Origin of the sequence: Malonomonas rubra DSM 5091 (genome assembly GCF_900142125.1) — a bacterium.
Lineage (GTDB): Bacteria > Desulfobacterota > Desulfuromonadia > Desulfuromonadales > Geopsychrobacteraceae > Malonomonas > Malonomonas rubra.
The window spans coordinates 66,940-91,377 of sequence record NZ_FQZT01000002.1 but is presented as its reverse complement, the minus strand read 5'-3'; the positions used below and the strand labels follow the sequence as shown (position 1 = coordinate 91,377).

The 24,438-nt window shown below is 51.9% G+C and carries 27 protein-coding genes; 24 read left to right on the top strand and 3 right to left on the bottom strand.

Annotated features, from left to right (window positions below):
• Positions 1–86: 86 nt before the first annotated feature.
• The 16 genes from BUB13_RS03310 (at position 87) to holA (ending at position 15,951) form a co-directional block, all read left to right on the top strand.
• Complete coding sequence (locus tag BUB13_RS03310) at positions 87–1,148, top strand: DUF4388 domain-containing protein (protein WP_072905566.1); 1,062 nt, start codon at positions 87–89, stop codon at positions 1,146–1,148.
• Between the two features lie 54 nt (positions 1,149–1,202).
• Positions 1,203–1,568: a response regulator gene (locus BUB13_RS03305; RefSeq protein ID WP_072905564.1), complete on the top strand. Its 366-nt coding sequence runs from the start codon at positions 1,203–1,205 to the stop codon at positions 1,566–1,568.
• Between the two features lie 14 nt (positions 1,569–1,582).
• Positions 1,583–3,700 carry a chemotaxis protein CheA gene (locus BUB13_RS03300; RefSeq protein WP_072905561.1) on the top strand — a complete coding sequence of 706 codons (2,118 nt, stop codon included), beginning with the start codon at positions 1,583–1,585 and terminating at the stop codon, positions 3,698–3,700.
• Positions 3,693–4,496, top strand: a complete 804-nt coding sequence (locus BUB13_RS03295) for an ExeA family protein (protein WP_072905558.1) — start codon at positions 3,693–3,695, stop codon at positions 4,494–4,496. The genes BUB13_RS03300 and BUB13_RS03295 overlap by 8 nt, the downstream gene beginning before the upstream one ends.
• 77 nt (positions 4,497–4,573) lie before the next feature.
• Positions 4,574–5,233, top strand: coding sequence for a chemotaxis protein CheW (locus BUB13_RS03290; RefSeq protein WP_084091714.1), 660 nt, complete (start codon positions 4,574–4,576; stop codon positions 5,231–5,233).
• 87 nt (positions 5,234–5,320) lie between these two features.
• Positions 5,321–5,689: a response regulator transcription factor gene (locus BUB13_RS03285; protein WP_139249298.1), complete on the top strand. Its 369-nt coding sequence runs from the start codon at positions 5,321–5,323 to the stop codon at positions 5,687–5,689.
• Positions 5,690–5,701: 12 nt separating this feature from the next.
• Positions 5,702–6,217, top strand: a complete 516-nt coding sequence (locus tag BUB13_RS03280; RefSeq protein ID WP_072905555.1) for a chemotaxis protein CheW — start codon at positions 5,702–5,704, stop codon at positions 6,215–6,217.
• Positions 6,218–6,224: 7 nt separating this feature from the next.
• On the top strand, positions 6,225–7,019 hold the full coding sequence (locus BUB13_RS03275) for a TFIIB-type zinc ribbon-containing protein (protein WP_072905553.1): 795 nt from the start codon (positions 6,225–6,227) through the stop codon (positions 7,017–7,019).
• Positions 7,020–7,040: 21 nt separating this feature from the next.
• On the top strand, positions 7,041–9,017 hold the full coding sequence (locus tag BUB13_RS03270; RefSeq protein WP_072905551.1) for a HEAT repeat domain-containing protein: 1,977 nt from the start codon (positions 7,041–7,043) through the stop codon (positions 9,015–9,017).
• Positions 9,018–9,023: 6 nt separating this feature from the next.
• A complete protein-coding gene (locus BUB13_RS03265) occupies positions 9,024–9,899 on the top strand; it encodes a CheR family methyltransferase (RefSeq protein ID WP_072905549.1) in 876 nt (291 codons plus the stop codon).
• The gene (locus BUB13_RS03260; protein ID WP_072905547.1) at positions 9,896–10,954 is read left to right on the top strand and encodes a protein-glutamate methylesterase/protein-glutamine glutaminase; all 1,059 of its coding nucleotides are present in this window, start codon (positions 9,896–9,898) and stop codon (positions 10,952–10,954) included. Before BUB13_RS03265 ends, BUB13_RS03260 begins: the two co-directional genes overlap by 4 nt.
• A 62-nt stretch (positions 10,955–11,016) precedes the next feature.
• A complete protein-coding gene (locus tag BUB13_RS03255) occupies positions 11,017–11,397 on the top strand; it encodes a response regulator (protein ID WP_072905545.1) in 381 nt (126 codons plus the stop codon).
• Between the two features lie 99 nt (positions 11,398–11,496).
• Complete coding sequence (gene infA, locus BUB13_RS03250; protein WP_072905543.1) at positions 11,497–11,715, top strand: translation initiation factor IF-1; 219 nt, start codon at positions 11,497–11,499, stop codon at positions 11,713–11,715.
• A gap of 170 nt (positions 11,716–11,885) precedes the next feature.
• A complete protein-coding gene (gene leuS, locus BUB13_RS03245; protein ID WP_072905541.1) occupies positions 11,886–14,441 on the top strand; it encodes a leucine--tRNA ligase in 2,556 nt (851 codons plus the stop codon).
• Complete coding sequence (lptE, locus tag BUB13_RS03240) at positions 14,441–14,944, top strand: LPS assembly lipoprotein LptE (RefSeq protein WP_072905539.1); 504 nt, start codon at positions 14,441–14,443, stop codon at positions 14,942–14,944. Before leuS ends, lptE begins: the two co-directional genes overlap by 1 nt.
• Positions 14,945–14,955: 11 nt before the next feature.
• Positions 14,956–15,951: a DNA polymerase III subunit delta gene (holA, locus tag BUB13_RS03235; protein ID WP_072905537.1), complete on the top strand. Its 996-nt coding sequence runs from the start codon at positions 14,956–14,958 to the stop codon at positions 15,949–15,951.
• Between the two features lie 52 nt (positions 15,952–16,003).
• Here the strand turns inward: holA and rpsT are convergent, their stop codons facing one another.
• Entirely contained in the window at positions 16,004–16,267 is a 264-nt protein-coding gene (gene rpsT / locus BUB13_RS03230; protein ID WP_072905535.1) for a 30S ribosomal protein S20, read from the bottom strand.
• Between the two features lie 157 nt (positions 16,268–16,424).
• Between rpsT and murJ the strand changes: the two genes are divergently transcribed.
• Positions 16,425–18,002: a murein biosynthesis integral membrane protein MurJ gene (gene murJ / locus BUB13_RS03225; protein ID WP_072905533.1), complete on the top strand. Its 1,578-nt coding sequence runs from the start codon at positions 16,425–16,427 to the stop codon at positions 18,000–18,002.
• Here murJ and BUB13_RS03220 read toward each other — a convergent pair.
• Positions 17,999–18,397, bottom strand: coding sequence for an FxsA family protein (locus tag BUB13_RS03220; RefSeq protein WP_072905531.1), 399 nt, complete (start codon positions 18,395–18,397; stop codon positions 17,999–18,001). The genes murJ and BUB13_RS03220 overlap by 4 nt on opposite strands.
• Positions 18,398–18,652: 255 nt before the next feature.
• On the bottom strand, positions 18,653–19,351 hold the full coding sequence (locus BUB13_RS03215) for a MazG family protein (RefSeq protein ID WP_072905529.1): 699 nt from the start codon (positions 19,349–19,351) through the stop codon (positions 18,653–18,655).
• Between the two features lie 291 nt (positions 19,352–19,642).
• On the opposite strand from BUB13_RS03215, the gene BUB13_RS03210 reads away from it, so the two are divergent.
• From BUB13_RS03210 to acpP, 7 genes are all read left to right on the top strand, one after another.
• A complete protein-coding gene (locus tag BUB13_RS03210; protein WP_161947615.1) occupies positions 19,643–20,137 on the top strand; it encodes a YceD family protein in 495 nt (164 codons plus the stop codon).
• Positions 20,138–20,208: 71 nt separating this feature from the next.
• On the top strand, positions 20,209–20,391 hold the full coding sequence (rpmF, locus tag BUB13_RS03205) for a 50S ribosomal protein L32 (protein ID WP_072905525.1): 183 nt from the start codon (positions 20,209–20,211) through the stop codon (positions 20,389–20,391).
• Positions 20,392–20,408: 17 nt separating this feature from the next.
• Complete coding sequence (plsX, locus tag BUB13_RS03200) at positions 20,409–21,395, top strand: phosphate acyltransferase PlsX (RefSeq protein ID WP_072905523.1); 987 nt, start codon at positions 20,409–20,411, stop codon at positions 21,393–21,395.
• Positions 21,396–21,445: 50 nt separating this feature from the next.
• Positions 21,446–22,426 carry a beta-ketoacyl-ACP synthase III gene (locus BUB13_RS03195; RefSeq protein ID WP_072905521.1) on the top strand — a complete coding sequence of 327 codons (981 nt, stop codon included), beginning with the start codon at positions 21,446–21,448 and terminating at the stop codon, positions 22,424–22,426.
• Between the two features lie 37 nt (positions 22,427–22,463).
• Entirely contained in the window at positions 22,464–23,378 is a 915-nt protein-coding gene (fabD, locus tag BUB13_RS03190) for an ACP S-malonyltransferase (protein WP_072905519.1), read from the top strand.
• 36 nt (positions 23,379–23,414) lie between these two features.
• A complete protein-coding gene (gene fabG, locus BUB13_RS03185) occupies positions 23,415–24,152 on the top strand; it encodes a 3-oxoacyl-[acyl-carrier-protein] reductase (protein ID WP_072905517.1) in 738 nt (245 codons plus the stop codon).
• A 45-nt stretch (positions 24,153–24,197) separates the two neighbouring features.
• Positions 24,198–24,431, top strand: a complete 234-nt coding sequence (acpP, locus tag BUB13_RS03180; RefSeq protein ID WP_072905515.1) for an acyl carrier protein — start codon at positions 24,198–24,200, stop codon at positions 24,429–24,431.
• Positions 24,432–24,438: the final 7 nt, after the last annotated feature.

The following is a 24,438-nucleotide window of genomic DNA, read 5'->3' as shown; positions in this document are numbered from 1 at the left end:
TAAGCTATCTTTATAAAAAGAAATTGTTGAAGAGTATTCAGAACCTTAGCTGTTGACCAGCATTTTTTCGTCCGGATCTCAATATTATGGGCCTGGAAGGCTATCTCGAAGATTTGGGGATTGGCGACATCCTGCAGATTGTCAGCCTGAGTAAAAAATCGGGAACTCTTTTTTTAAAAAACGGAAAAAAGGGGTCCATCACTTTTTTACAGGGGCAGGTGGTGCGGGCGACGTCTTCCGAGTATCCACAGACTCTTGGGCAACTGCTCAAAGCAAACGGTTTGGTTGCAGAAGAACAGATTGATGCCGCGCTCGCCCGACAAAAATCGCTGGATGAGCATAAACCTGTTGGCGCCTTGCTGGTTGAAAGTTGCCAACTCGATCCGCAGCAGGTTGAAGAGGTCGTCGGCCGTCAGATAGAGGCCATTGTCTCCAGCTTTTTTACTTGGTCGAAAGGTTTTTTTTCGTTCGAACTGGGTGAGCCACAGGCTTTTGGCAGTGCGGCCCTGAACCCTTTTGATTTTATGCTGGAAAAAGGGATTTCATCTCAGCGGTTGGTGGTCAAGGGGGAGCGGTTAGCAAGCAGCGGCGAAGTCGTTGCTGATGACGGTGAACTTGAGAAGGAGGTTGCCCAGCTTGAAAGCCGCCTAGATGACCAGAGCTTGTTTCTGCTCAAGGGGATGCTGGCCGAGTTGGATAACCCTTATATCGGTGGCGGTATCATCATGCTGATTTTGCGCTACGCCAGCGAGATCATGAATCGGGCGATTATCTTCGACGTGCGAGATCGCCAATTGGTTGGGCTTGGTCAATTTGGTTTGGACAGCCTGTCGTCAGCTGCGGATGAGATTGTTCGCAAAATGCGGTTGACGGCGGAAAACGGTTCAGTGTTTGGCCGGGTGCTGAGTGAGAAAGAATCGCTGATGGCCCCACTTGGTGGGGCACGCTCGGAGCGAACCCTGATCGAAATTCTCGGTGGCGCACCGGATAGCGTTTTTCTGGCCCCGCTGGTGAGCGACGGCAAAGTTGTTGCGATGCTTTATGGCGACAACTTTCCGGACAGTGGGCCGATTCGTTCTGCGCAGGCTTTTGAGCTGTTTTTGTCCAAAGCTGGGATTGCTATGGAGCAAGCTCTGCAGGATGTGTAATATGGTCTTGGCAGGACGCCTGGGAGGGGAGTTGTTATTTTTTGAGGAGTGGTTTTGAAAAAGATACTGATAGCCGATGACTCACCGACCATGCGTTCACTCATCGTGTCGACTCTGGACGCGATGGATGACTTTGAGGTGTTCGAAGCGGCTAATGGATTCGAAGCATTGCGAATTTTGCCCCGGGAAAAGGTCGATCTGGTTTTGACCGATATCAATATGCCAGACATCAACGGTCTGGAGTTGGTCAGTTTTGTGCGTAATAACCCTTTGTATAAAGAGACCCCGTTGGTGATTATCAGCACCGAGGGTAGCCAGCGGGATCGCGAGAAAGGGCTCGCTCTTGGTGCGGATGCTTACCTGGTGAAACCTTTCAGTCCGGAAGAACTCCAACAATTGGTTGCTGAGCTGCTCAAATAAAGGACCGACTTTAGATGGCCGATCAGGCAATTGACGATTTTCTCGCTGAATCAGAAGAACTACTCGATAAACTGAACCAGGATCTGGCGAAGCTCGGTGATGGTATTGCCGATGGCGGAAGTAGTCCGGATCTGCTCAACGGTATTTTCCGTGATGCCCATTCCATAAAGGGCCTGGCCGGGATGTTCGGATTCAACGACGTCTCTGAGTTGGCCCACCATCTTGAAAATCTGCTTGATCATCTGCGCATGGGTAAAGTCGCTCTCTCCGAAGCTTTGCTCGATTGTCTTTTCGATACCCTAGAAGGTGTGTCCGGACTCATTCGTGGTAAAGCCGACAGCCCCGATTACACCCAGGACCTCACTCCTTATCTCGACCGTATCGAGCACTTGCTGACAGGACCTGTCACAGCAGATGAAGGTTCGCTCAATATCGACCAGTCGCTTCTCGATGTGTTGACCGAATATGAAGAACATCGACTGCAAGAGAATATTTCCCAGGGCAAAACCATATATCTGGTCAAGGTCGCTTTTTCGCTGATGACTTTCGATACAGAGCTGACTGATGTGACCGAAAAGATCAAAAGTCTCGGTGAAGTGATCAGCACTCTACCTGGAACCGAAAACGACGATCCGGAGATGCTTGCTTTCCGTATTCTTTGCGGAGTCAGCGTTGATCAGCAGGACCTTACCGGCAAGCTTGGTCGCGACGATGTTGCAATTGAGGTCTTGCTTGGAGAGGCTGGAGGCGCCGCTGCTTCTCAACCTGTTGCGGAGCCTGAACCGGTCGCTCCGCCGCCGAAAATTGAGCCGCAGCCAAAGGTTTCCGAACCTCCCTCGTTTATCGAAGACCCGATGGCTGAACCTGCTATTGACGCGCAGCCACAGGAAGAGCCGGAAACGGTTCCGCAACAGAACGGTGAAAGCAGTTCGGCGAAATCCTTTACCAGCACAGTGCGGGTTGATATCGGCAAGCTCGACTATCTGATGACTATCGTCGGTGAATTGGCTTTGGCAAAAGGCTCGATCGCCCAGCTCTGCAGCGAGGTGCATTCGGCGGGGCTGCCGATCGCTCGCGAGCTGGATAAAGCTGTGCATGCGCTGGAACGTCGGCTGAACGAACTGCAGCTTGGGGTTATGGATGTGCGCATGGTGCCGGTTCGTCAGCTGTTCGACAAGATGAACCGAATTATCCGCCGCATGGCTCAGGACTTGGGTAAGAAGGTCCGCTTGGAGGTACGGGGTGGCGATACTGAGCTGGACAAGTTGATTGTTGAGGAACTGGCTGATCCGCTGATGCACATTATCCGGAACGCGCTCGACCATGGTATCGAAGCTGCGGACGAGCGCTTGATCGCTGGAAAAGCGGAGACTGGGACAGTATCACTGATTGCCTCGCAACGTGGCAATCATGTTGTTATCGAAGTGCATGATGATGGTCGCGGAATCGATCCGGATGTGTTGCGTAAAAAAGGAATTGAAAAAGGACTGATTTCGGCCGATGCCAACCTTACCCGTCAGGACCTGTTCGGTTTGCTGTTCCATCCCGGTTTCTCGACTAAAGAGCAGGTGAGCGAATTTTCCGGTCGCGGCGTTGGCATGGATGTGGTCAAAAGTAATATTTCAGCTCTCTCCGGCATGATCGATATGTCCAGTGAGGTTGGCAAGGGGACGGTGATGTCGCTGACCCTGCCGATCACCCTGGCCATCATCAAGGCGCTTGTGGTGCGAGTGAAGGAGAAGGACTACGCTATTCCGCTCAATTCGGTGCTGGAAACGCTGATGCTGGAACCGGGTATGCTGCAGACGATCGAAGGGCGGGAGGTGATGGAGCTGCGACAGCAGACCCTGTCGTTGTTGCGCATCGATGAGCTGTTTAAGCTGGATGGACAAGAGAAGGAAGGCAACAGGTTTGTTGTTGTCGTCGGTTTTGCCGACAAGCGCCTCGGTATTGTTGTCGATGAGTTGCGCGGACAACAAGATGTGGTCATCAAGTCGCTCGGTAAAGCGCTCGATTTTGTTAAGGGGATTGCCGGCGCGGCCGACCTCGGCAATCAGAAAACAATACTGGTGCTAGATGTCAGCGGCTTGATCGGCGAGGCCCTGCAGCGGGAGGGCGGCGTCGGTGTATAAAAGTTTTTACGGTCTGCGCACTCGGCCGTTTGCCAAAACCCCCGATCCGCAGTTTCTTTTCCTGTCGCGAAGTCACCGCGAGGCCCTTGCCCGGATGTTGCATGCCGTTGAAGAGCGGGACATGGTGTTGCTGACCGGTGGTATCGGTTGTGGCAAAACGACCCTCTCCCGGGCATTGATGGATGAACTTGGCGAGAACTACCGGATAGTCCTGCTGACCAATCCGCGTATGTCTCCCCTGGAATTTCTTCAAGCGTTGGCCCTGCGGTTGGGCATTGAACCTCCTGCTGACAATAAATCGGAACTCCTGGAACAACTCGGAACTCAGCTCTATCAGCTTTATCAGCAGCAGGTTCATCCTGTATTGATTGTCGATGAGGCGCAGTTGATCCCGCACAAGGATGTGTTCGATGAAATCCGCCTGCTGACCAATTATCAATTGGATGATGTCAACCTGATCAGCGTAATCCTGCTTGGCCAACCGGAGTTGGTCAAGCGTTTGGGGCATCAGGTTTATGAACCTCTGCGACAACGGATCGGTATCCAGTTCAATTTGAAACCACTGGCAAGCGCTGAAGTCGCTGACTATTTAAAGCATCGGCTGGTATGCTCGGGAGGGGATGAAAATCTCTTCAGTGCAGATGCCGCCGAAAAAATCGCCCAGATCTCAGCTGGAATTCCAAGGCGGATCAATCAGTTGGCGTCCCTTGCCTTGCTGGAAGGTTTCGGTCGCGGTGTGCGCCAGATCGACGCGGCTGTGATTGCTGCTGTTGAAGATGAACTTGAAGGCTTGTGAATCGGGCTTTTTGAACTATTTATAACCAGTTAGAACTGTTTTTTGCTATAGTTTGATCCGATGGAAACGGACGCCTTATGGATTTAGCCGAAATCAGAAAAAAAGCGCAGAAAAAAGATGTGGCCGTTGAAGAGCAGGCATTGCTCGAGCCTACTCTGGCTGCGGAACTTTTTGCCGCAGAAGAGTCGGAGCTCGAACCCGTAGCACCACCAAAGAGTTCTGCTGCTCCCGGCTTGCAACAGTTTTTTCCCGATCTGAATTTTGCGTCTGAAGAAGACTACATTCAGGGCATATCTGGTGGTGACAAAGGGCAAGAGGTTGAAACCGTCCAGTGGCTGACGTTTTTACTCGGAAAGGAAGAGTATGCGCTTAACCTTGACGTTGTCATGGAGTTGATCAAGCCACGTGCCTACACTGAATTGCCAGATGTCCCCGATTATGTCAGAGGGATTTTGTCATTGCGCGGAGAAGTCGTCCCAGTGATCGATTTGTGCCGTCGATTGAAGCTGGGCTGTAGCAGCGAGGGTGGTTATCAACGGATTGTTGTTTGCGAAGGGAAAGAACAATCGATCGGTTTGCTGGTTGATCGTATCACCCAGGTTGTTCGGATTCCCAAGGAAGCCATTGAACAGGCTCCCCTGGTCGTCAACGAAGGGGATAATTATGTCTCCGGAGTCGGCCGCTACCAGGGGCGCATGCTGATATTATTGAACCCGGATGAAGTTTTGCAGGTTTGAGCCTGTAATTGTCATTCAATTGGTGGCCCGAGGGGGCTGCGGATACTGTCCGACAGGCTAAAGGTCGGGATCTCAGGAGAAGCTATCATGCAGAAGAAAATTCTCATTGTTGAGGATGAAGAAAGCTTGTTGAAACTGGAGAGCATCCTGCTGACAACCAAAGGTTACCTGGTGCAGGGAGTAACATCCGGCCTGGCGGCTTTGGAGGCGATCGATGAAGAGATGCCGGATCTTGTCTTGCTCGATGTCATGCTACCGAAGATGGACGGTTTCGAAGTCTGCTCGCGGATTAAACAGAACCCTGCAACCAAGCATATTCCGGTTGTGCTGCTGACGGCAAAAAAGACCCCGGAGGATTTCAACCGTGGGCAGGAAGTTGGGGCAGACGAGTATATCACCAAGCCATTCAAATCCGCCAAAGTCATGGAAACCATTGCCGAGTTGGTGAAGGGCTAATCGCGACTTGTCATGAACGACTTTGCTACAGATACAGCTGAACGTGCAGTCAAGCCGATCAAGGTTGCTTGCCTGCGGGTCGGGCAGCAATTTTATGCGCTCGATATCATGTGTATCAAGGAGATCATCCGCACCTTGCCGATCGTGGCTGTGCCAAAAGCACCTGCCTACGTCGATGGCGTGATCAACCTGCGCAAAGCCGTTATTCCTGTTGTCGACTTGCGGCGGCGCTTCGGGCTGCCGGCTCTCGCCGAAAAAGAAAAGAAACAACGGATTGTTATCTGCGCGATTGATGGCCGGATTGTTGGTTTACTGGCCGATGAGGTGACAGAAGTTGTTGCTTGCTCCCCGGCCGATGTGCGCCCGACCCCCTATTACCTGTCCGGGCCGGAAGCTGAGTTTTTTCCTGGTGTTTGCCGCAAAGGGGACCAGCTTATGATGCTGCTCGATCCGCGCAAATTACTGGCTTTTGAGGCGACTATCGACATGAGTCAGCTGGAATCCGGAACCCTGGTAGCGGGCGACTGACGAATCGATGCTTGTTGTTTGTCCGCAATGCAATCGCCGGTTACGGTATCGCTCAGGCAAACCGATAGACAGCCTGCTGCTCAAGTGTCCGCAATGCGGCACCAGGTTCAAGGTTCGCAGGCCGACTGAAAAGTTGACCGTTGCTATTGCTCACGAAGACGAAATCGTTTGCCACCTGCTGCAGGAGCGTTTGTCTCACCTGACGGTTGAGGTTGAAATTTGCTCTAGCCGAGAAGAGGTTTTGGCGCTAAGGAACAAAAGGCAACTGGTTCTTCTGGTCGACGTTGCTTTTGAGGGAATATTCCCTTTCCAGTTGATAGATGAGCTTACAACAAAAGGGCCGGGCGACTGCAGAATTATTCTACTGTCGTCGGTTTATAACCGCACGGCCTATAAAAAACGACCAGATTCCTTGTACGGCGCAGATGCTTACCTGGAGTTGCACCATATCGGTGATCGTTTGTTGCCACAGTTGGCGGAGTATTTCCCATCGCTGACGGAGCAGGTTGCGCGAGTCGAACAGATTCGGACTGATGCTGGTGAAAGAACTTTGGCCGATGAGGCGGTGACCGAGCGAGCATCTGCCTTGGCCAAGCTGCTGGTGGCAGATATCCTGCTTTACCACCATGATCGATTGCAAAAAAGAGCGGATGCCACGACACAGCTGCATCTGCTCAGGGAGCCGTTGGCGGAAGGGGAGAGGGTTTTGGTTTCGCGCCTGCCACAGGCAAAAGAGATGGCGGGTGAGCTTTTGCGACAGGCATTTATTTCCGCTTGCCAGGACTACCAGCGGAACTCGTAGCGTTATCGGATGGAGCAAAGAGTGGATTTGTCGGAACTGGAAAAAATGTTGCTGGATGCTCACGTCGATAGCCGTTTGCAGGCTGCGCGTAGTTTAGCGGCTTTATCAACGTTTGAAGATAGGCTTTTCCTGCAGGCGCTCGGCGACGAAGACTGGCGGGTACGTAAAGAAGCGATCGGCTATTTTATGCAACAGCCCGATGCCGTGTCGCGTGTTGAGCTGGTCATCGATCAACTCAAACATCCTGATAACGCCGGCTTGCGTAACGCGGCTATCGAAATTCTTATCGCCCTGGGAAATAAAATCAGCAGGTTCCTTGTCGAGCGGCTCTCGTCCGAAGACGCAGAAGTGCGTAAATTTATCGTCGATATCCTGGGAGAAATCTGTCACGCAGGTTGCGCTGACAAACTGCTTCCGTTCCTGCACGACGAGGATGAAAACGTTCGTTATGCTGTTGTGGAGACTCTGGGCAAGATCGGGTCGGATGTTGCTATCGATTCTCTACTGGTGTTGCTTGAGTCGTCTGATACCGGATTGCAATTTGCTATTTTTGAAGCTTTGACCTCCATCGGCAAAGGCGTTCCGGCGTCCCAGGTCCTGCCTTACAGTGAGAACGTTCTTCTGCGACGTTCAGTTTTCAAATGTCTGGGACAGCTGGCGGACGAAGCGGGAATTACCGTTTTGCTTAAAGGCCTTTCCGACCCGATCCGTAAAAATCGTGAGTCGGCATTGTTGGCGTGCGGTCAGTTGATCCAGTCATTGGTCGATGGGAAATGTCCGGACGTTAATCAGCAGCCGGACCAGGTGATTGGTCAACTGCTCGATTATCTGCAGCATGAGGATATTAACTTCCGCCGTTCTGCCTGCTATATTCTCAGTCTCTTCCCCGATGTTAATCTCGTTAATCGCATTCTACCGCTGCTAGCTGAAGAAGAGTTGCGGGCCGATGTTGTTCATGCTGCGAGGCTAATTCCCGCCGTTATCTGGCGCGCCCTGGTGGACGAAACATCGTTGGATGATGAGAACGCCCTGTTTTTGATCTTCCTGCTCGGTGAACTGATGGATGACAAGGTGTGCGAACTGGCAACAGCTGCGCTAGCCTCTAAGGATCCCCAGTTCCGCTACGCTGGTGTGACTGCTTTGGGCAAGATTGGGGCGACAGCTTCTATCGCCGCAATCGGTGATCTGCTGGAAGATGACGTCGCCGAAGTGCGCGAAGCCGCTTCAGCGGCCCTGGCATTGATCGGCAGGTTGGATGCGACTGGGATTATCAAGACGGTATCGCCGTTCCTGGAAGCAACAACCCCGAAAATGCGTTTGTTGGCAGTGAAGACCCTCGGTGGATTGCCACCGAAGTCGACCGATCAGCAGCTGTTGCTGGCGCTTAAAGATGCTGATGCGCAGGTGCGGTGCGAGGCGTTGCGTGGTTTAACCGGACAACGGTCCGCTCATCTTTTCTCAGGACTCTCCCTTGCGTTGACCGATGAAGTTGCCGATGTCAGACGACTGGCTGCTGCGGCGATCGGATTTTTCCCTGCTGAGCGCTCAATTCCTGTTCTCAAGCACGCCCTGCAAGATTCGGATCCCTGGGTGCGGATGGAAGCGCTGCGTGCTTTGCCGGCAGATGGCCAGGTTGATGTAAAGGGAATTATTGAGACTGGGTATATGGATTCGGTCGGTCTTGTCACTATCGCTGCGTTGGAGGCTGCGCAGCGATTGCTTGGTGACGAGGCTGGGCCTCTGTTGCAGCAGGCGCTTGAGCACGAAGATCAGGAAGTTTATGTAACAGCGGTTCGTCTCTTGTGTGCTCAGAAGCCTGCTGAGGAGCTGCTCACCCATGCACGTGCAGAAGTTCGACTGCAGGCGGTGCGTGAAATTGGGAAAAAAGCCGATCGGCAGACTCTTTTGCAGCTCGAAGAGTATTTGGCTGAAGAAGCCGACCCGGCGGTTTGTCAGGCAATTGAAATCGTTTTGCGTAACGGTGTGGTGGGCATTTAGACGGTTATGTTTGTTTTTAAGCCTGACATAAAAATGTCGGAAGATGAATTCCGCCAGATTCGTGATTTTATTTACGATCACTGCGGTCTGCATTTCGACATTGAATCAAAATACATGTTGGAAAAGCGCCTGAATCGTCGTCTGACTCAGCTGAACCTGGAGAGCTTCAAGGATTACTATTATCAACTACGTTACAGTCGCGACAGGGATGAAGAGCTTTCCACAGTCATCGACCTGCTGACGACCAATGAAACCTATTTCTTCCGCGAGGATTTTCAGCTGAAAACCTTCACCGATGAAATCATCCCGGAGATTATGCAGAAGAAGCGTGGCAGCGGTGATCGCAGCCTGCGTATCTGGAGTGCCGGCTGTTCGTCGGGAGAAGAACCTTACACGATTGCCATGTTACTGATGCAGAACCCGGAGATCCGGCGTTGGAATGTCGAGATCATTGGTACTGATATCAGCAAGCAGATTCTGTCTCTGGCGCGTGAAGGGATTTACGGTAAGGGGTCTTTCCGCAGCACCGATGATTTTTATATCGACAGATATTTTACCGATCAGGATGGCAAACTGCGGATATCGGATCAGGTCAAGCAACTTGTCAGCATCAGTCACCTGAATCTTCTCGATCAGCAGCGCATTTCTCTTCTCGGCAAGATGGATGCGATTTTCTGCCGAAATGTCATTATCTATTTTGACAGTGAAGCGAAAAAGAAAGTCATCTCCAGTTTGCATGATCAGTTGCACAGCGGCGGTTTTTTATTGCTCGGACATTCTGAGTCGTTGATGAATATCAGCACCGAGTTCGATCTGCGTCATTTTACCCATGATATGGTTTATCAGCGTCCCGAACGGAAGCGCGCAGGGGGTGTTCTGTGACCCGGGTGCTGGTGGTGGATGATTCTGCGTTCAGTCGCGTGTCGATTGGTAAAATGCTGGAATCCGATTCGGATACTCGTGTTGTCGGTTATGCCATTGATGGCGAAGAGGGGTTGAAAAAGATTATCGACCTGAAGCCTGACGTGGTCACCCTCGATCTCGAGATGCCACGCATGGGCGGGTTCGGACTACTGCGCCTGATCATGCAGAACTACCCTGTGCCGGTTATTGTGATCTCTTCACAGAGCGACCGGCAGGATGTTTTTAAGGCCCTTGACCTGGGTGCGATCGACTTTATTGCTAAGCCGGCGCGGGCAAAAAGCTCCGACCTTTACAATATACAGGACGATTTGATCGCAAAGGTTGCCAGCGCGGCACAGTTGAGCGGTGAAAAAATTCGCCGACGCCTGGAGCTGAAGCAGGAAGCCCCGGTTGAGCCTCGCTTTCCGCGCAGATCAACCGACTATAAATCGTCTGTGCTGTTGATCGGGTGCTCAACGGGTGGCCCACCTGCACTGCATCATTTGCTCTCCAATCTGCATGAAAAATTGCCGGTGCCGGTGGTTGTCACTCAGCATATGCCACCGGGTTTTACCCTCTCTTTTGCCCAGCGTCTGAACGAGTATTCGGTGATGGATGTTAAGGAGGCTGCTGACGGGGATCGCTTGGAGTCCGGCCGGGTTCTGATCTGTCCAGGCAACAAAAATATTGAGCTAGAGGAGACATCTGACGATGTTCGGGTTCGTATTGTCGATCCTCCGGATGATCAGATTTATACCCCCTCGACCAATGTTCTGTTTCGCAGCGGTGCGCGGATTTACGGTGCAAAGACCCTCGGGGTCGTTTTGACCGGGATGGGCAACGATGGTGCCGCAGGGGTGAAAGAAATTGCCGAGCGGGGCGGTCGCGTGCTGGCCGAGGCGGAAGAATCCTGTGTGGTTTACGGTATGCCCAAAGAGGCGATGCTGACTGGGCTGGTCGAGAAGGTGGTCCCACTGAAAAAAATGTTGCAGGAGATTGAATATCGTTGCCGGCCTTTTGCTCCGGTGGATTGAAATCGTTACATTTTGTTTGCCCGGAATGCGACGGGTGGCCACGGATATGAAGAGGGGAGATTATGCAAACTGCAAGAGTACTGGTGGTAGATGATTCGCCGACCATGCGTCAATTGATCGTTTTTGCCCTGCGCAGGATTCCCGGTTTGCAGATTGATGAAGCGGGAGATGGCATTGCCGCATTGAAGTTGATGTCGAGCGAGCGTTACGACATGCTGCTGACAGATATCAATATGCCGCTGATGGATGGCTTGAAGCTGATCAGCCTGCTACGTAACGATCAGCAGTACAGTGATCTGCCGATTGTTGTTATCACCACAGAGGGAGCGGCCCTTGACCGGGAACGGGCAACGGTTCTCGGTGCCACGGAATATCTCTGTAAGCCGATTCAGACAGCGCAGGTCGTCGATGTCACCAAACGGTTATTGCAGAAAGAAAGTTAAGGCTGGTAACTGTTGTTGTAAACTTGACAGTTGCCTGCGAACATGTAATAAGTCGCCATTCCAGATAAATTTGTAACGAAGCAAGCTCAGGAGGATCCCTTGTCCAAGGAAGAAGCAATCGAGGTAGAAGGTACCGTTGTCGAACCACTGCCGAACGCCATGTTCCGCGTTAAGCTGGATAACGATCATGTCGTTCTGGCCCATATTTCCGGTAAAATGCGTAAATACTACATCCGTATTCTGCCTGGTGACCGGGTGACGGTAGAACTTTCTCCCTACGATCTGACTCGCGGAAGAATCACCTATCGGGCCAAATAAGGTTGCGATTGTGGCTGCTGCAGAAGAGAACAAGCTGCTGCCGCCTCTACGGTGTAGACTCCGACAATAATTGTTAAAACTCGATACCGGCTTGTGCCGGTTTTCGTGTATATACTCACTGAATTCAAGATGCGAAAAGTGACGGTGAAAAGCCCCGTTACGGAGGATATATGGAAAAGCAGTACATCCCAAAAGACGTTGAACGTAAATGGCAGGAGAAGTGGCGGCAGGATCAAGCATTTCGGGTGACCGAAGATCCCTCCAAGGAAAAATATTACCTGCTGGAAATGTTCCCGTATCCTTCCGGACGAATTCACATGGGGCACGTTCGTAATTATGCCATCGGTGATGTGGTTGCCCGTTTCAAACGGATGCAGGGATTCAATGTGCTGCACCCCATGGGCTGGGATGCTTTCGGCATGCCGGCGGAAAACGCCGCGATCGAAAACAAAACCCATCCGGCCAAATGGACTTACGAAAATATCGACAGCATGCGTCAGCAGCTCGAGCGGATCGGCCTGTCCTATGATTGGCAACGCGAGTTCGCAACCTGCCATCCCGATTACTACCGCTGGGAACAGCTGGTCTTCCTGAAAATGTACGAGAAAGGACTGGCCTACAAGAAAGGCTCTTCAGTCAACTGGTGCCCGGATTGTGCGACCGTTCTCGCTAATGAGCAGGTTGAAGATGGCAGCTGCTGGCGTTGCCATAACCTGGTTGAGCAGAAAGAGCTGGAGCAGTGGTTTTTCAAGATTACTGATTATGCTGACGAGCTGCTCGACTGGACCGACAAACTGCCCGGCTGGCCGGAACGGGTGCTGGCGATGCAGCGCAACTGGATCGGCAAGAGCTACGGCTGCGAGATCGAGTTCCCGGTTGCCGACAGCGAAGAGCAGGTCAAGGTTTTCACCACCCGTCCCGACACCCTGTTTGGTGCGACCTTCATGAGTCTGGCACCGGAACACCCGATGGCCAAAACGCTGGTGACTGCTGAGCAAAAAACTGCCGTCGACGAGTTCGTCGCCAAGGTTGAACGCCAGGACAAAATCGAACGCACCAGCGGCGATCTGGAGAAACTGGGTGTCTTCACCGGTTCCTATTGTATCAACCCGCTCAACGGCAACAAGATTCCGGTCTTCCTCGCCAACTTCGTCTTGATGGATTATGGTACCGGCGCGGTCATGGCGGTTCCGGCCCATGATCAGCGTGATTTCGAGTTCGCCCGCAAGTACGAGTTGCCGATCACCGTGGTTATTCAGCCTGAAGGAGATGAGCTGATCGCTGAGCAGATGGAAGAGGCCTATGTCGGCCCGGGCTCGCTGGTCAACTCAGGCCGGTTTGACGGTGTCGATAATGAATCGGCGAAAGAGAAGATCGCCGCCTATCTCGATGAGCGTAGCGAAGGTCGCAAGACCGTTAACTTCCGTCTGCGTGACTGGGGTGTTTCCCGTCAGCGCTACTGGGGCACTCCGATTCCGGTTATCTACTGCGACAGCTGTGGTGCAGTGCCGGTTCCTGAAAAAGACCTGCCGGTTATTTTGCCGGATGATGTTGAGCTGACCGGCGAGGGTGGCTCACCGCTGGCCCGTCACGAAGAGTTCCTCAAGGTCGACTGCCCGAAGTGCGGCAAGGCCGCCCGACGTGAGAGCGACACCTTTGACACCTTCGTTGAGAGTTCCTGGTACTTCGCCCGCTATGCCTGCCCCGATTACACCGATGGTCCGCTCGACAAAGAGGCAGCCAACTACTGGATGCCGGTCGATCAATACATCGGTGGTATCGAGCACGCGGTCATGCACCTGCTCTACGCACGCTTCTTTACCAAGGTTCTGCGTGATCTTGGCATGATTGATGTCGACGAGCCCTTCACCAACCTGCTGACCCAGGGCATGGTCTGCATGGAAACCCAACGCTGTGCCGAGCATGGCTGGCTCTACCCTGAGCAGATCAAAGACGGCAAATGCACTCTCTGCGGCAAGACTGCCGAGTTGGGCCGTACCGAGAAGATGAGTAAGTCGAAGAAGAACGTCATCGACCCGAACGCTTTGATCGACCAGTATGGCGCCGATACAGCGCGCCTGTTCTCCCTGTTTGCAGCACCGCCGGAGAAAGATCTGGAGTGGAACGAGCAGGGAGTTGAAGGCTGTTCCCGTTTCCTCGGGCGCGTCTGGCGTGCCGTGCTCGACAATATGGAGCTGATCGGTTCTGCTGAGATTCCAAGTGACGCTTCCGGTAGTGCGGCCGACCTGCGGCGTAAAACCCATCAGACGATTAAAAAGGTCACCGAAGATGTCGATGGCCGCTTCCACTTCAATACGGCCATAGCGGCGGTTATGGAGCTGGTTAACGCTATCTATGCTTTCAAGGATGGAGAGCAGAACCCGGGAGTGCTGCGCGAGGCGTTGGAGGCTGTGGTCCGCTTGCTCAATCCTTTTGTTCCCCATGCCTGTGAAGAGCTGTGGGAAGTTCTCGGACACAATGAGAGCATTGAAAAGGCTGGTTGGCCGAAGTGGGATGATGCTGCGCTGGTGGCTGATGAGATCACTCTGGTGGTTCAGGTTAACGGTAAGGTGCGCGGCAAGGTTGAAATCGCTGTCGATGCAGATAAAGAAACGGCCGAAAAGGCAGCTTTGGCCGAATCGAACGTGCAGCGTTTTGTCGAGGGCAAGCAGGTGCGCAAGATTATCGTTGTGCCCGGCCGCCTGATCAATATCGTGGTGTCCTGATGCGTTGGCTGCTGCTGACATTGCTGTTGTTGGTAACCGCTTGCGGTTATCATTTCCCAGGTAAGGGAGAATCTTTGCCGGGGGGAGTAACGAGGGTTTATGCTCCCCTGTTTACCAATCGAACCTCCGAGGCTCGGCTGGAAAACCGCGTGAGCAACGATATCAGTTACGTCTTTGCCCGCAATGGCAATATTTCATTAGTTGAAGACAAACAGCAGGCAGAAGCCATTCTTGAAGGGACCGTGAGTGATTACCGTACCCGGGCGCTGTCTTACGACTCCGATGATGATATCAGCGAATATCGTGCAACCATGGTGGCACAGGTCTCTTTGCGCTCGATTGCTGACGGCCGGCTGCTGTGGCAGGGGAGTGTTTCATGGTCGGAAGATTATCTCGCGGCTGATGACAAAAACCTGCAGAATGACAATGAAAAGGAAGCGATTGAGGAAATTAGCCTGCGGTTGTCGGAAGAGATCCTTACCCGCATGCTGGACGATTTTTAGCGGGTTTGCCGATGACTGCGAATGAGCTGTTTCGCGACCTGAATGCAGGCGAAGTTCCTGCTCTGTTGTTTCTTTACGGAAAAGAACCTTTTCTGCTTCAACGCGCTGTACGTAAAGTGCGCAAGGCTGTATTGCTGGCGGAAAAGGATGATTTCAACGATAATCAGTTTTTTGGCAAAGAAGCGACTGCGGTGACTATTATTGACGCCGCTCAGACCCTTCCAGTTTTCGCCAGCCATCGTTTGGTAACCATTAAAGATGCTCACTTGCTTCCTGCCTCAGAGATGGACGGATTGCTGAGCTATCTGAAAAATCCTGTGCCGGAAACCTGCCTGCTGCTTGTAGCCGACAAAATCGACAGCCGTCGTAAATTTTTCCAGCAATTCAAAAAATCAGGAACCCTGATCGAGTTCAAGCCGCTGACAGAACGTGAACTGCCGGGGCACATCAGGTCTTTCCTGGATGAACGTGACTACCGCATCTCTGCTGACGCCCTGGAGCTGTTTTGCAGCATGGTCGGCGACAGTCTGCATGAAGTCCATGGCGAACTGGAAAAACTGCTGATTTACCTTGGTGAGCGGACATTGGTCGATGTCAGTGATGTTCAGGCGGTGGTATCCAAAAGCCGCAGTGAGAATATCTTCGAACTGGGCAACGCTGTCGGCCGGGGAGACGTCGCACGGGCTCTCAGTCTGGCGAAACAGTTGACCGATGGGGGGGAGGCTCCGCTGAAGATTCTGTCGCTGCTGGTGCGCCATTTCCGTCAGCTGTGGAAAGTGCGCGAATTGCAGGTGCAGAACTGCAGTCCGCGCGATATTGCCGGAACGGCCGGTGTGCCATTTTTCGTCGTGCAGCCGATGATTGCGCAGGGAAAACGTTTTTCGCGGGTTGATTTCCGGCGCGCGTATGAGCTTTTTCTGGAAACCGATTTGGCAATGAAGTCGAGTGGTGCGGATGCTGAAGCGTTACTGGAAAGTTTATTATTGCGTTTGTGCCGCAAGAATTAGATATAAAAAAAGGGGCTGTGAGAGCCCCTTTTCTGTTCTTCAATAAATTGATTTAGCCGATACTGTTAACCAGCTTGGTCAGACGGGAAATCTTACGGCTGGCAGTCGCTTTGTGGATAACACCTTTGGTCGCAGTTTTGTCGATGTACGGAACTGCTTTTTGCAGAGCTGTCGTTGCTGCATCTTTGTCGCCTGCAGCAGCAGCTTCACGAACGTTTTTGACCAGGGTACGCATAGTCGAGCGGATATGGGTGTTACGGGCGTTGCGAACTGCATTTTGGCGATTACGTTTTACTGCCGATTTATGATTGGCCACCTTGTTTCTCCTTGTTTTGTTGAATATGCTAATCGAAGCTTCGGGATAATAGTCATCAGCTGTCCTTCTGTCAAGTTAGAATTTGCCAATGGGTGTCCTTTTTGTTACGTTTCTTCAGCAGGTTATGACTTTTAATCCTGGGATTAAGTTTATCTAAATGTTTGGTCGACGAAAAATTGCAGCAGCAACATTGGTTATGGCTTTTGCCACCTCGCTCAGCCGTGTTGCTGGACTGGTCAGGGATGTGGTTGTTGCCCGTTTGTTCGGGGCTGGTTTCGTTACCGATGCCTTCTTTATGGCTTTTACGATTCCCAATCTGCTGCGTCGTTTTTTCGGTGAAGGCTCATTGACAGCAGCGTTTGTTCCGACTTTTTCAGAGGTTTTTCATCGGCGGGGGGAAGAAGAGGCCCAGCGTTTGGCCAATCGCTGTATAACTCTTCTCTTGCTGGTGATGCTGCTGGTTGTCAGTGTCGGCGTTGTTTGTTCGCCCTGGATAGTGCAGGGGATCGGTTATGGATTCGGTGAGGTAGCCGGTAAGCTCAGGTTAACCGACCAGCTGAACCGGGTAATGTTTCCGTATATCGGGCTGGTCTCGATTCTCGCTTTATTGACTGGTATCCTCAACGTGCGCGGGCATTTCTTTTTGCCTTCTCTTTCACCTCTGTTTCTTAACCTGTCGATGATTCTCAGCGCGTTGACGCTGGGTACACTGTTTGATCAGCCGATCTTCGCTCTGGCGATTGGGGTGCTTCTCGGAGGGGTTGTGCAGTTGTTGCTGCAGGTACCGGTGTTATTCAGGTACCGCATTCGCCTACGGCTCGATTTTTCCTTTCGCCATGATGAGAACCTGCATCGGGTGATGACTTTGATGCTGCCAGGTATTGCCGGCGTGGCGATCTATCAGATTAATGTTATCGTGACACGTTTGCTGGCCTCATTTTTACCTGAAGGCAGCGTATCCTATCTTTATTACGGGCAGCGACTGTTCGAGTTTCCGCAGGGGATTTTTATTGTTTCGCTAGCACAGGCGGCCTTGCCTCTGATGAGTCAGCAGGTTGCTGAGGATGATATCGATGGCATGCGTCAATCGCTTCGGTTTGCCTTGTCGCTGATCACTATCTTTACCCTGCCCGCAATTGTCGGTTTGATGCTTTGCGCCACGCCGATCTACTCTCTCTTCTTTCTTGGTGGGGAGTTCGACCAGGCCGCTTTACAGAACACGGCAATGGCGTTGATTTGTTACGCGCCCGGCCTCCTTTTTGTCGGTTACAGCCGGATTGCTGCGCAGACCTTTTATGCTCTGAAAGATACCCGTACGCCGGTTTGGGTGTCTTTATGGACATTGCTGGTCAATCTGGTTCTCGGGTTGGTGCTGATGCAGTCTTTTCAGCATCTGGGGTTGGCGGTTGCATTAACGCTGGCGTCGTTTTTTAATGCCTGTTTGCTGCTTTGGCTGCTGCGCGGGCGGGTTGGTTCTTTGTTGAGCAACAGTCTCTGGAGGCCTTTGCTGAAAGTTGTTCCGGCCTGTCTGTTGATGGCTGCTGTGGTCCACTCAATTCTGGCAACAACCGATTGGCAACAGGGATCAGATATCTGGTTGCGCGGTTCTGTGCTCTTTGCTGCGGTTGCCGCTGGAGTTATTGTCTTTGTCGCTGCTTGCCTGTTGTTGCGTGTAGATGAGTTTGGTAGAGGGTTACAGTTGCTGAAGAACCGCAAAGCAGCATCTAAAAGCTAGCCGGGAAAGCGGGAGATGTGAATCTCCCCATTGGCGATCTTTTTTTCCAACCATTTCTGCACCCAAGCTTTGAAAACGTCGCGTGTTATCGAGGTCAGTAGGCAGAAACCGAGCAGGTCAGTGCAAAATCCGGGGGTCAGCAGCAACAGGCCTCCGGCCAGAATCATGGCAGCATTCATCATTTCACCTGCCGGAACACGCCCTTCATTGAGGTCTTTTTGCATCCTGTTGATCAAGTCGAAGCCTTGGCTTCGGGCTAGGTAGGCTCCGGCGATTCCAGTAAAAAAAATCATCGCGATCGTTGCTCCCAGGCCAATCTGTCTCCCGGCTTCAATCAACACGTAAAGTTCAAGTATTGGGACTAAAGTAAAGAGAAATAGCAGTCTTATAAACATTTTTTTCGCCTTTCATAAAAAAATGTAAATTAAGTAGGTTCGTTATCTGGTATTTGTCGCTGTTGAATTCCCCATAGTCTTAAGTTGCTGAAAATACTAGGTTAAAAAAATGTCTAAAAAATAGGCAACATGTAGGGTAGTGCGGTTGTTGCCGCACTTATCAAATAATCAACAGGCTTTTCAACAACTTTTCAACAGTTGTTGTGGACGATGTCCAAAAGTGTTTGTTTTTCGCCGAGTTTGTAAATTGTGACCTCAGGTGAACTGATTTTTGCTGTCATAAGACGCTATGAGTTGGGTGGTCTTTTGTCGCAATAGTTCTTCCGGGTCGCTGCCGGTGGCGGCACAGAGCTCACAAGTGTTTTGCAGTAAAAGACTGATCGCCTGCTCAATGTCCGCAGTTGTTTTGTTGTTTTCCGATAGGTTGTGTCGCAGGACTTTAAGCTGGTTCTCTATTTGTTGCAAGCTCTCATAGTGAGGTTCTGGTCCTTTCTTTTTGGCGAATTTGGTTGCACGCTTCAAGGCCGGTAGTGCCGACGGGATGCGCTGGGCCAATGTGTTCGATTGACCACGTTCATTTCTCTCCTGCAGTTTGATTCGTTCCCACCGCTCTTCGTGTCCTGCATGCTCTGCGTCACCAAAGATGTGTGGATGGCGCCGCTTCAGTTTGCTGCTGATCGATGCTGCAACATCCCCCATATCGAAAGTCCCGCTTTCCGAAAAGATCTGCGCCTGAAAGACAACCTGTAGCAGTAGATCACCCAGTTCGTCACAAATTTCATCTGCATCACCACGGTCGAGGGCCTCGAGTAACTCGTAGCTTTCTTCGAGGATGTGTTTCTTCAATGATGAGGGGGTCTGTTCGCGGTCCCACGGGCAGCCGTCTTCGGCGCGAAGTTGAGTCATGATGTCGAGCAGTTCATGGATCTTGTTCAGTTGTTCGTTGCGGTTCATTGCATTTTTGTCCTGTTTGTATTTTATCCAGCTGAGGGCCTATGATCAGGCTTCTTTCTGGTATTTTTTACCAGCCCTACAACTACCATTTTCTTTATTAAAAAAAACCTTGCAAATTAACTTGTTATGGGCTAAGTAAACTCGCCGCTTTGAATCGGCGCAAAAGGCCCTTTTCCCTTGACATGATCAAGGCTCTCTTTATACTGTTCACTTTTGCTCTGGGGCAGTGTTGTGCGTCTTGAATTAAAAGATATAAAAAACGGTTGCTTGGAGCAAACTTTAAGTCTTTCAGTGAGTGATTTTCCGGTATTGCGGGAGATGCTGGGAGAGGGTGTTGATATTACAGCACCACTGCAGTTTGAACTTCGCTTCCAGCAGTCGGGCCAGCTGGTCGAGTTGGATGGCAAGTTCTCGACCAGTGTCGAACTTGGTTGTGGCCGCTGCCTGAAACGCTATACTGCCGATTTGGCGAGTGAATTCGCTTTGACCTTTACCCCTTTCGTTGAAGAGCAAGAGGGTAACGAAGAGGAGGAAGAGGTCGAGCTGGAAACCGATGAGTTGGGGCTGGTTTATTACCGGGACGACTGTCTCGATTTGCTTCATCCGCTACAGGATCAAGTCGTGATGGCATTGCCGATCAGCCCGCTCTGCTCGGATGAATGTGCAGGTCTCTGCAGTGAATGTGGTTGTAATCTCAACGAAACGCAGTGTGGCTGCGAAAAGAAGATTTTCAATAACAAGTTTTCGGCCCTGGCCGGTCTGAAGATCGATTCGAACCAGGACTAAAAATAAGCGGGCGAACGCCTGATCAATAAAAAACCTGCTGAGCAAACGTTCGGCTGCAAGGAGAAAAACAGATGGCTGTACCTAAGAGTAAAAAATCGAAAGCAAAAAAACACACCCGCCGCGCACACGACGCAATTTCTGCTCCCGGTATTTCGACTTGCCCGCAGTGCCAGGAGCCGAAGCAGCCGCATCGTGTTTGTGCAAGCTGCGGTACCTATAAAGGTAAAGAGATCCTCGATAGCGACGAAATCTAAAGCAGTTATTGCTTAACATGTCGCTTAAAATTGCTATTGATGTTATGGGCGGTGATACAGCACCGGCAGCCGAGGTTGCCGGTGCTGTTGCCGCTGCCCGGCAATATGGTTGTGAGACCATTTTGGTGGGTGATACCGAAAAGATTCAAGCTGAACTCGCCAAACATCAGACCGCTGGCCTTGCCATTGAAATCCAGCACGCCAGCGAAGTCGTCGGTATGCACGATTCTGCATCCGACGCTGTCAGAAAAAAGAAAGACTCGTCGATCCGGGTTGCATTCGAGCTGGTCAAAGAAGGTAAAGCCGCTGCGGTTGTCAGTACCGGCAATTCCGGTGCCACCATGGCAGCAGGGATGGCTGTTCTGAAAAGAGTCAAGGGGATTGACCGCCCGGCAATTGGGACCCTGGTGCCGACACTGGAAGGGCAGACTATGGTTCTCGACATGGGGGCCAACGTCGAGTGCAAGCCGATCAACCTGTTCCAGTTTGCTTACATGGGCAGCATCTATGTCGAGCAGGTGCTCGGCAAGAACCGCCCCAAAATTGGTTTGCTGTCGAATGGTGAAGAGGAAAAGAAAGGCAACGACCTGACCCGCGAAACTCATCAGATGCTCAAGGGAACCGATCTGAACTATGTCGGCTACGTTGAGGGGGGTGACGTTTATAATGGTTCGGTCGATGTTGTCGTTTGTGATGGTTTTACCGGCAATGTGCTGCTGAAAGTTTCCGAGGGCCTGGCTGTTGCCATTGGCACTATGCTCAAGCGCGAAATCGAAAGTCGGCCGTTGGCCAAGCTGGGGTATCTGCTCAGCCGTTCGGCGTTTGCTGCATTCAAGAAGAAGATTAATCCGGCCGAATATGGTGGTGCACCGCTACTCGGCATTGCGGGAACCGGTATTATCTGTCATGGCAGCTCTGATCCTGTGGCGATCAGTATTGCAATTCGGCAGGCAACAGAGTTTGCCCGGATCAAGATTGAAGAACGTTTGATCGACATTGGTTGATCTCTGTATTTTTTTGTAATGACGATGTCTTGGAAAAAGGAGAACCGGCTATGAAGTCACGTGTTATCGGAACTGGGTCCTATGCCCCGGAAAAGGTTCTGACCAACTACGATCTTGAAAAGATGGTCGAAACCAACCATGACTGGATTGTCGCCCGCACCGGCATCGAAGAACGCCGCATTGCTGCCGATGATGAGTTCACATCCGATCTAGCCACCAAAGCCGCGCAGCGTGCTCTGGAAATGGCTGGCGTTGCTGCTGATGAGATCGATGTCATCGTTCTGGCGACCATCACCGGTGACTACCCCTGGCCAGCGACGGCCTGTATCGTCCAGAACAATATCGGTGCTAAGAATGCATACGCCTACGATGTGTCGGCTGCCTGCAGTGGTTTTCTTTATGCCCTGGCGAGCGCAGATGATTTCCTCATGGCCGGGCGCGGAAAAAAGGCGCTGGTGATCGGCGCGGAGCTTTTCAGCCGCTCATGCATCGACTGGACCGATCGCAATACCTGTGTCCTTTTTGGTGACGGCGCTGGCGCCGTAGTGCTCGAAGCGCAGGAGAGCGAATCTGGAGTCCTCTCTTCACATCTCTATACAGACGGCAGCTATCTCGAGCTGCTTTACCAGCCGGGCTTTGGTGTCAGGCACCAGGCTTCGCAGGAAGGAATTGAGGCAAAGCTTCCGTTCCTGAAAATGCAGGGTAACGAGGTCTTCAAACATGCCGTCCGCATGATGACGGAGGTTTCGAAAGAAGCGCTTAAGCATAACGGCTATACCAGCAAAGACGTTGGTCAATTCATCCCCCACCAAGCCAATATTCGTATTCTCGAAGCAACCGTCAAACGTCTGAAGCTGACTGAAGAGCAGAGCTTTATCAATGTCAACAAGTATGGTAATACCTCGGCCGCGACCATTCCGATCGCTATTGATGAAGCGAATCGTGGCGGTAAGCTGAAGGAGGGTGATCTGGCGCTGTTGACTGCTTTTGGTGGTGGTTTTACCTGGGGTGGAACTCTGCTCCGCTGGTAATGTTCCGTAAACTCAATAACGACGGATAAATAAAGATATGAATGCTTTTCTGTTTCCCGGTCAGGGCTCACAGTATACAGGGATGGGTAAAGACCTGGCGGAGAACTTCAATGCTGCTAAGTTGGTTTTTGAAGAGGCGAATGACGCCCTCGGCTTTGATTTGGCTGCTATGTGCTTCAGTGGTAGCGATGACGAATTGAAGCTGACAGCCAATACCCAGCCTGCAATTCTTGCGACCAGTGTTGCAGCGTTGCGTGTGCTCGAGCAAGAGACCGATCTGCAACCTGCTTTTGCCGCAGGACATTCCCTCGGTGAATATTCGGCGTTGGTCGCTGTTGGTGCATTATCGCTGGCAGATGCAGTCAAAACAGTACGTCAACGCGGGACCTTCATGCAGGAGGCTGTACCTGTCGGTGTCGGTGCCATGGCGGCGATCATGGGGATCGATGCTCCCGAGTTGGCTGCACTGTGCGAGAAAGCAGCAGAAGGTGATGTGGTTGCACCGGCTAACTTTAACAGCCCGGGACAAATCGTTATTGCCGGGCATGCAACTGCTGTCGAGCGGGCCATGGCATTGGCGAAAGAAGCAGGAGCCAAGCGTGCCTTGCCGCTACCGGTCAGTGCTCCTTTTCATTCTGCGCTAATGGAACCGGCCGCCAAACGCCTGGCTGAAGTATTGGCTGGGGTAAGCGTCGGTGAGCTCAAATGCCCGGTCGTAGGTAATGTCGAAGCAGCTCCGTATCAGGAGACTGAGCGGGTCAAGCCGTTGCTTGTCGAACAGGTCTGTGCGGCAGTTCGGTGGGACGAATCAGTGCTGAAAATGAAAGAGCTGGGCGTTACCAATTACATCGAAATCGGTCCCGGCAAAGTGCTGTCTGGGCTGGCCAAGCGGATTGCCAAAGGTTCCACAGTGCAGAATATCGCTGACGTCGACAGCCTGAAAAAGCTTTAAAAGTTAAATTTTTACGTACAAATAAGGAGAACAGTTATGGTACAGGATAGAGTTGCTGTTGTGACTGGCGCCTCGCGTGGCATCGGCCGTAGTATCTCTCTGGCGCTGGCAGGTCAGGGAGCAAAGATTGTCGCCGTAGATATCGATCCTGAAGCAACTGAGGCATTTGTTACCGAGCTCAAAGCAGATGGTGTTGAGGCTGTAGCCGTGACCGGTAACGTCACCGATGCTGCTGATGTCGACAACATGATCAAAGTCGCCAAGGAAACTTTCGGTTCGGTCGACATTCTGGTCAATAATGCAGGAATCACTCGCGATGGCCTGCTGCTGCGGATGAAGGACGAAGACTGGGATGCGGTTCTTACCGTCAATCTGAAGGGTGCCTTCTTGTGCACTCGTGCTGCAGCAAAAGTTATGACCAAACAGCGTAGCGGCCGAATCATCAACATCGCTTCGGTTGTTGGTCAGATGGGCAATGCCGGTCAGGCAAACTACTGTGCCAGCAAAGCGGGCCTGATGGGGCTGACCCGTTCCAATGCTCGCGAACTGGCCAAACGTAACGTAACCGTCAACGCGGTTGCGCCTGGCTTTATCGCCACCGCCATGACTGACGCGCTGCCGGAAGACAAGCGTCAGGAGCTGGCCGCCCAGATTCCGCTTGAGCGGCTCGGTTCGGCGGATGATATCGCCAACGCGGTTCTTTTCCTGGCTTCCGACAACTCCGGATACATTACCGGTCAAGTTCTCGGGGTCAACGGCGGAATGTACATGTAAACAAAATGGCTTTTTTACAGCCGAAACCACACAGGAGGAAAGCATATGGCTTCTATTGAAGAACGTGTAAAGCAGATTGTTGCTGAGCAACTGGGTGTTGACGAAGATCAGGTAACTCCTGATGCAGCATTCATGGACGACCTGGGCGCAGACTCTCTCGACACCGTCGAGTTGGTCATGGCTCTGGAAGAAGAGTTCGACGTCGAAATCTCTGACGAAGACGCTGAGAAGATCCAGAAAGTCAAGGACGCGGTTGACTACATCAGCAACGCTTCCTAAGTACCAT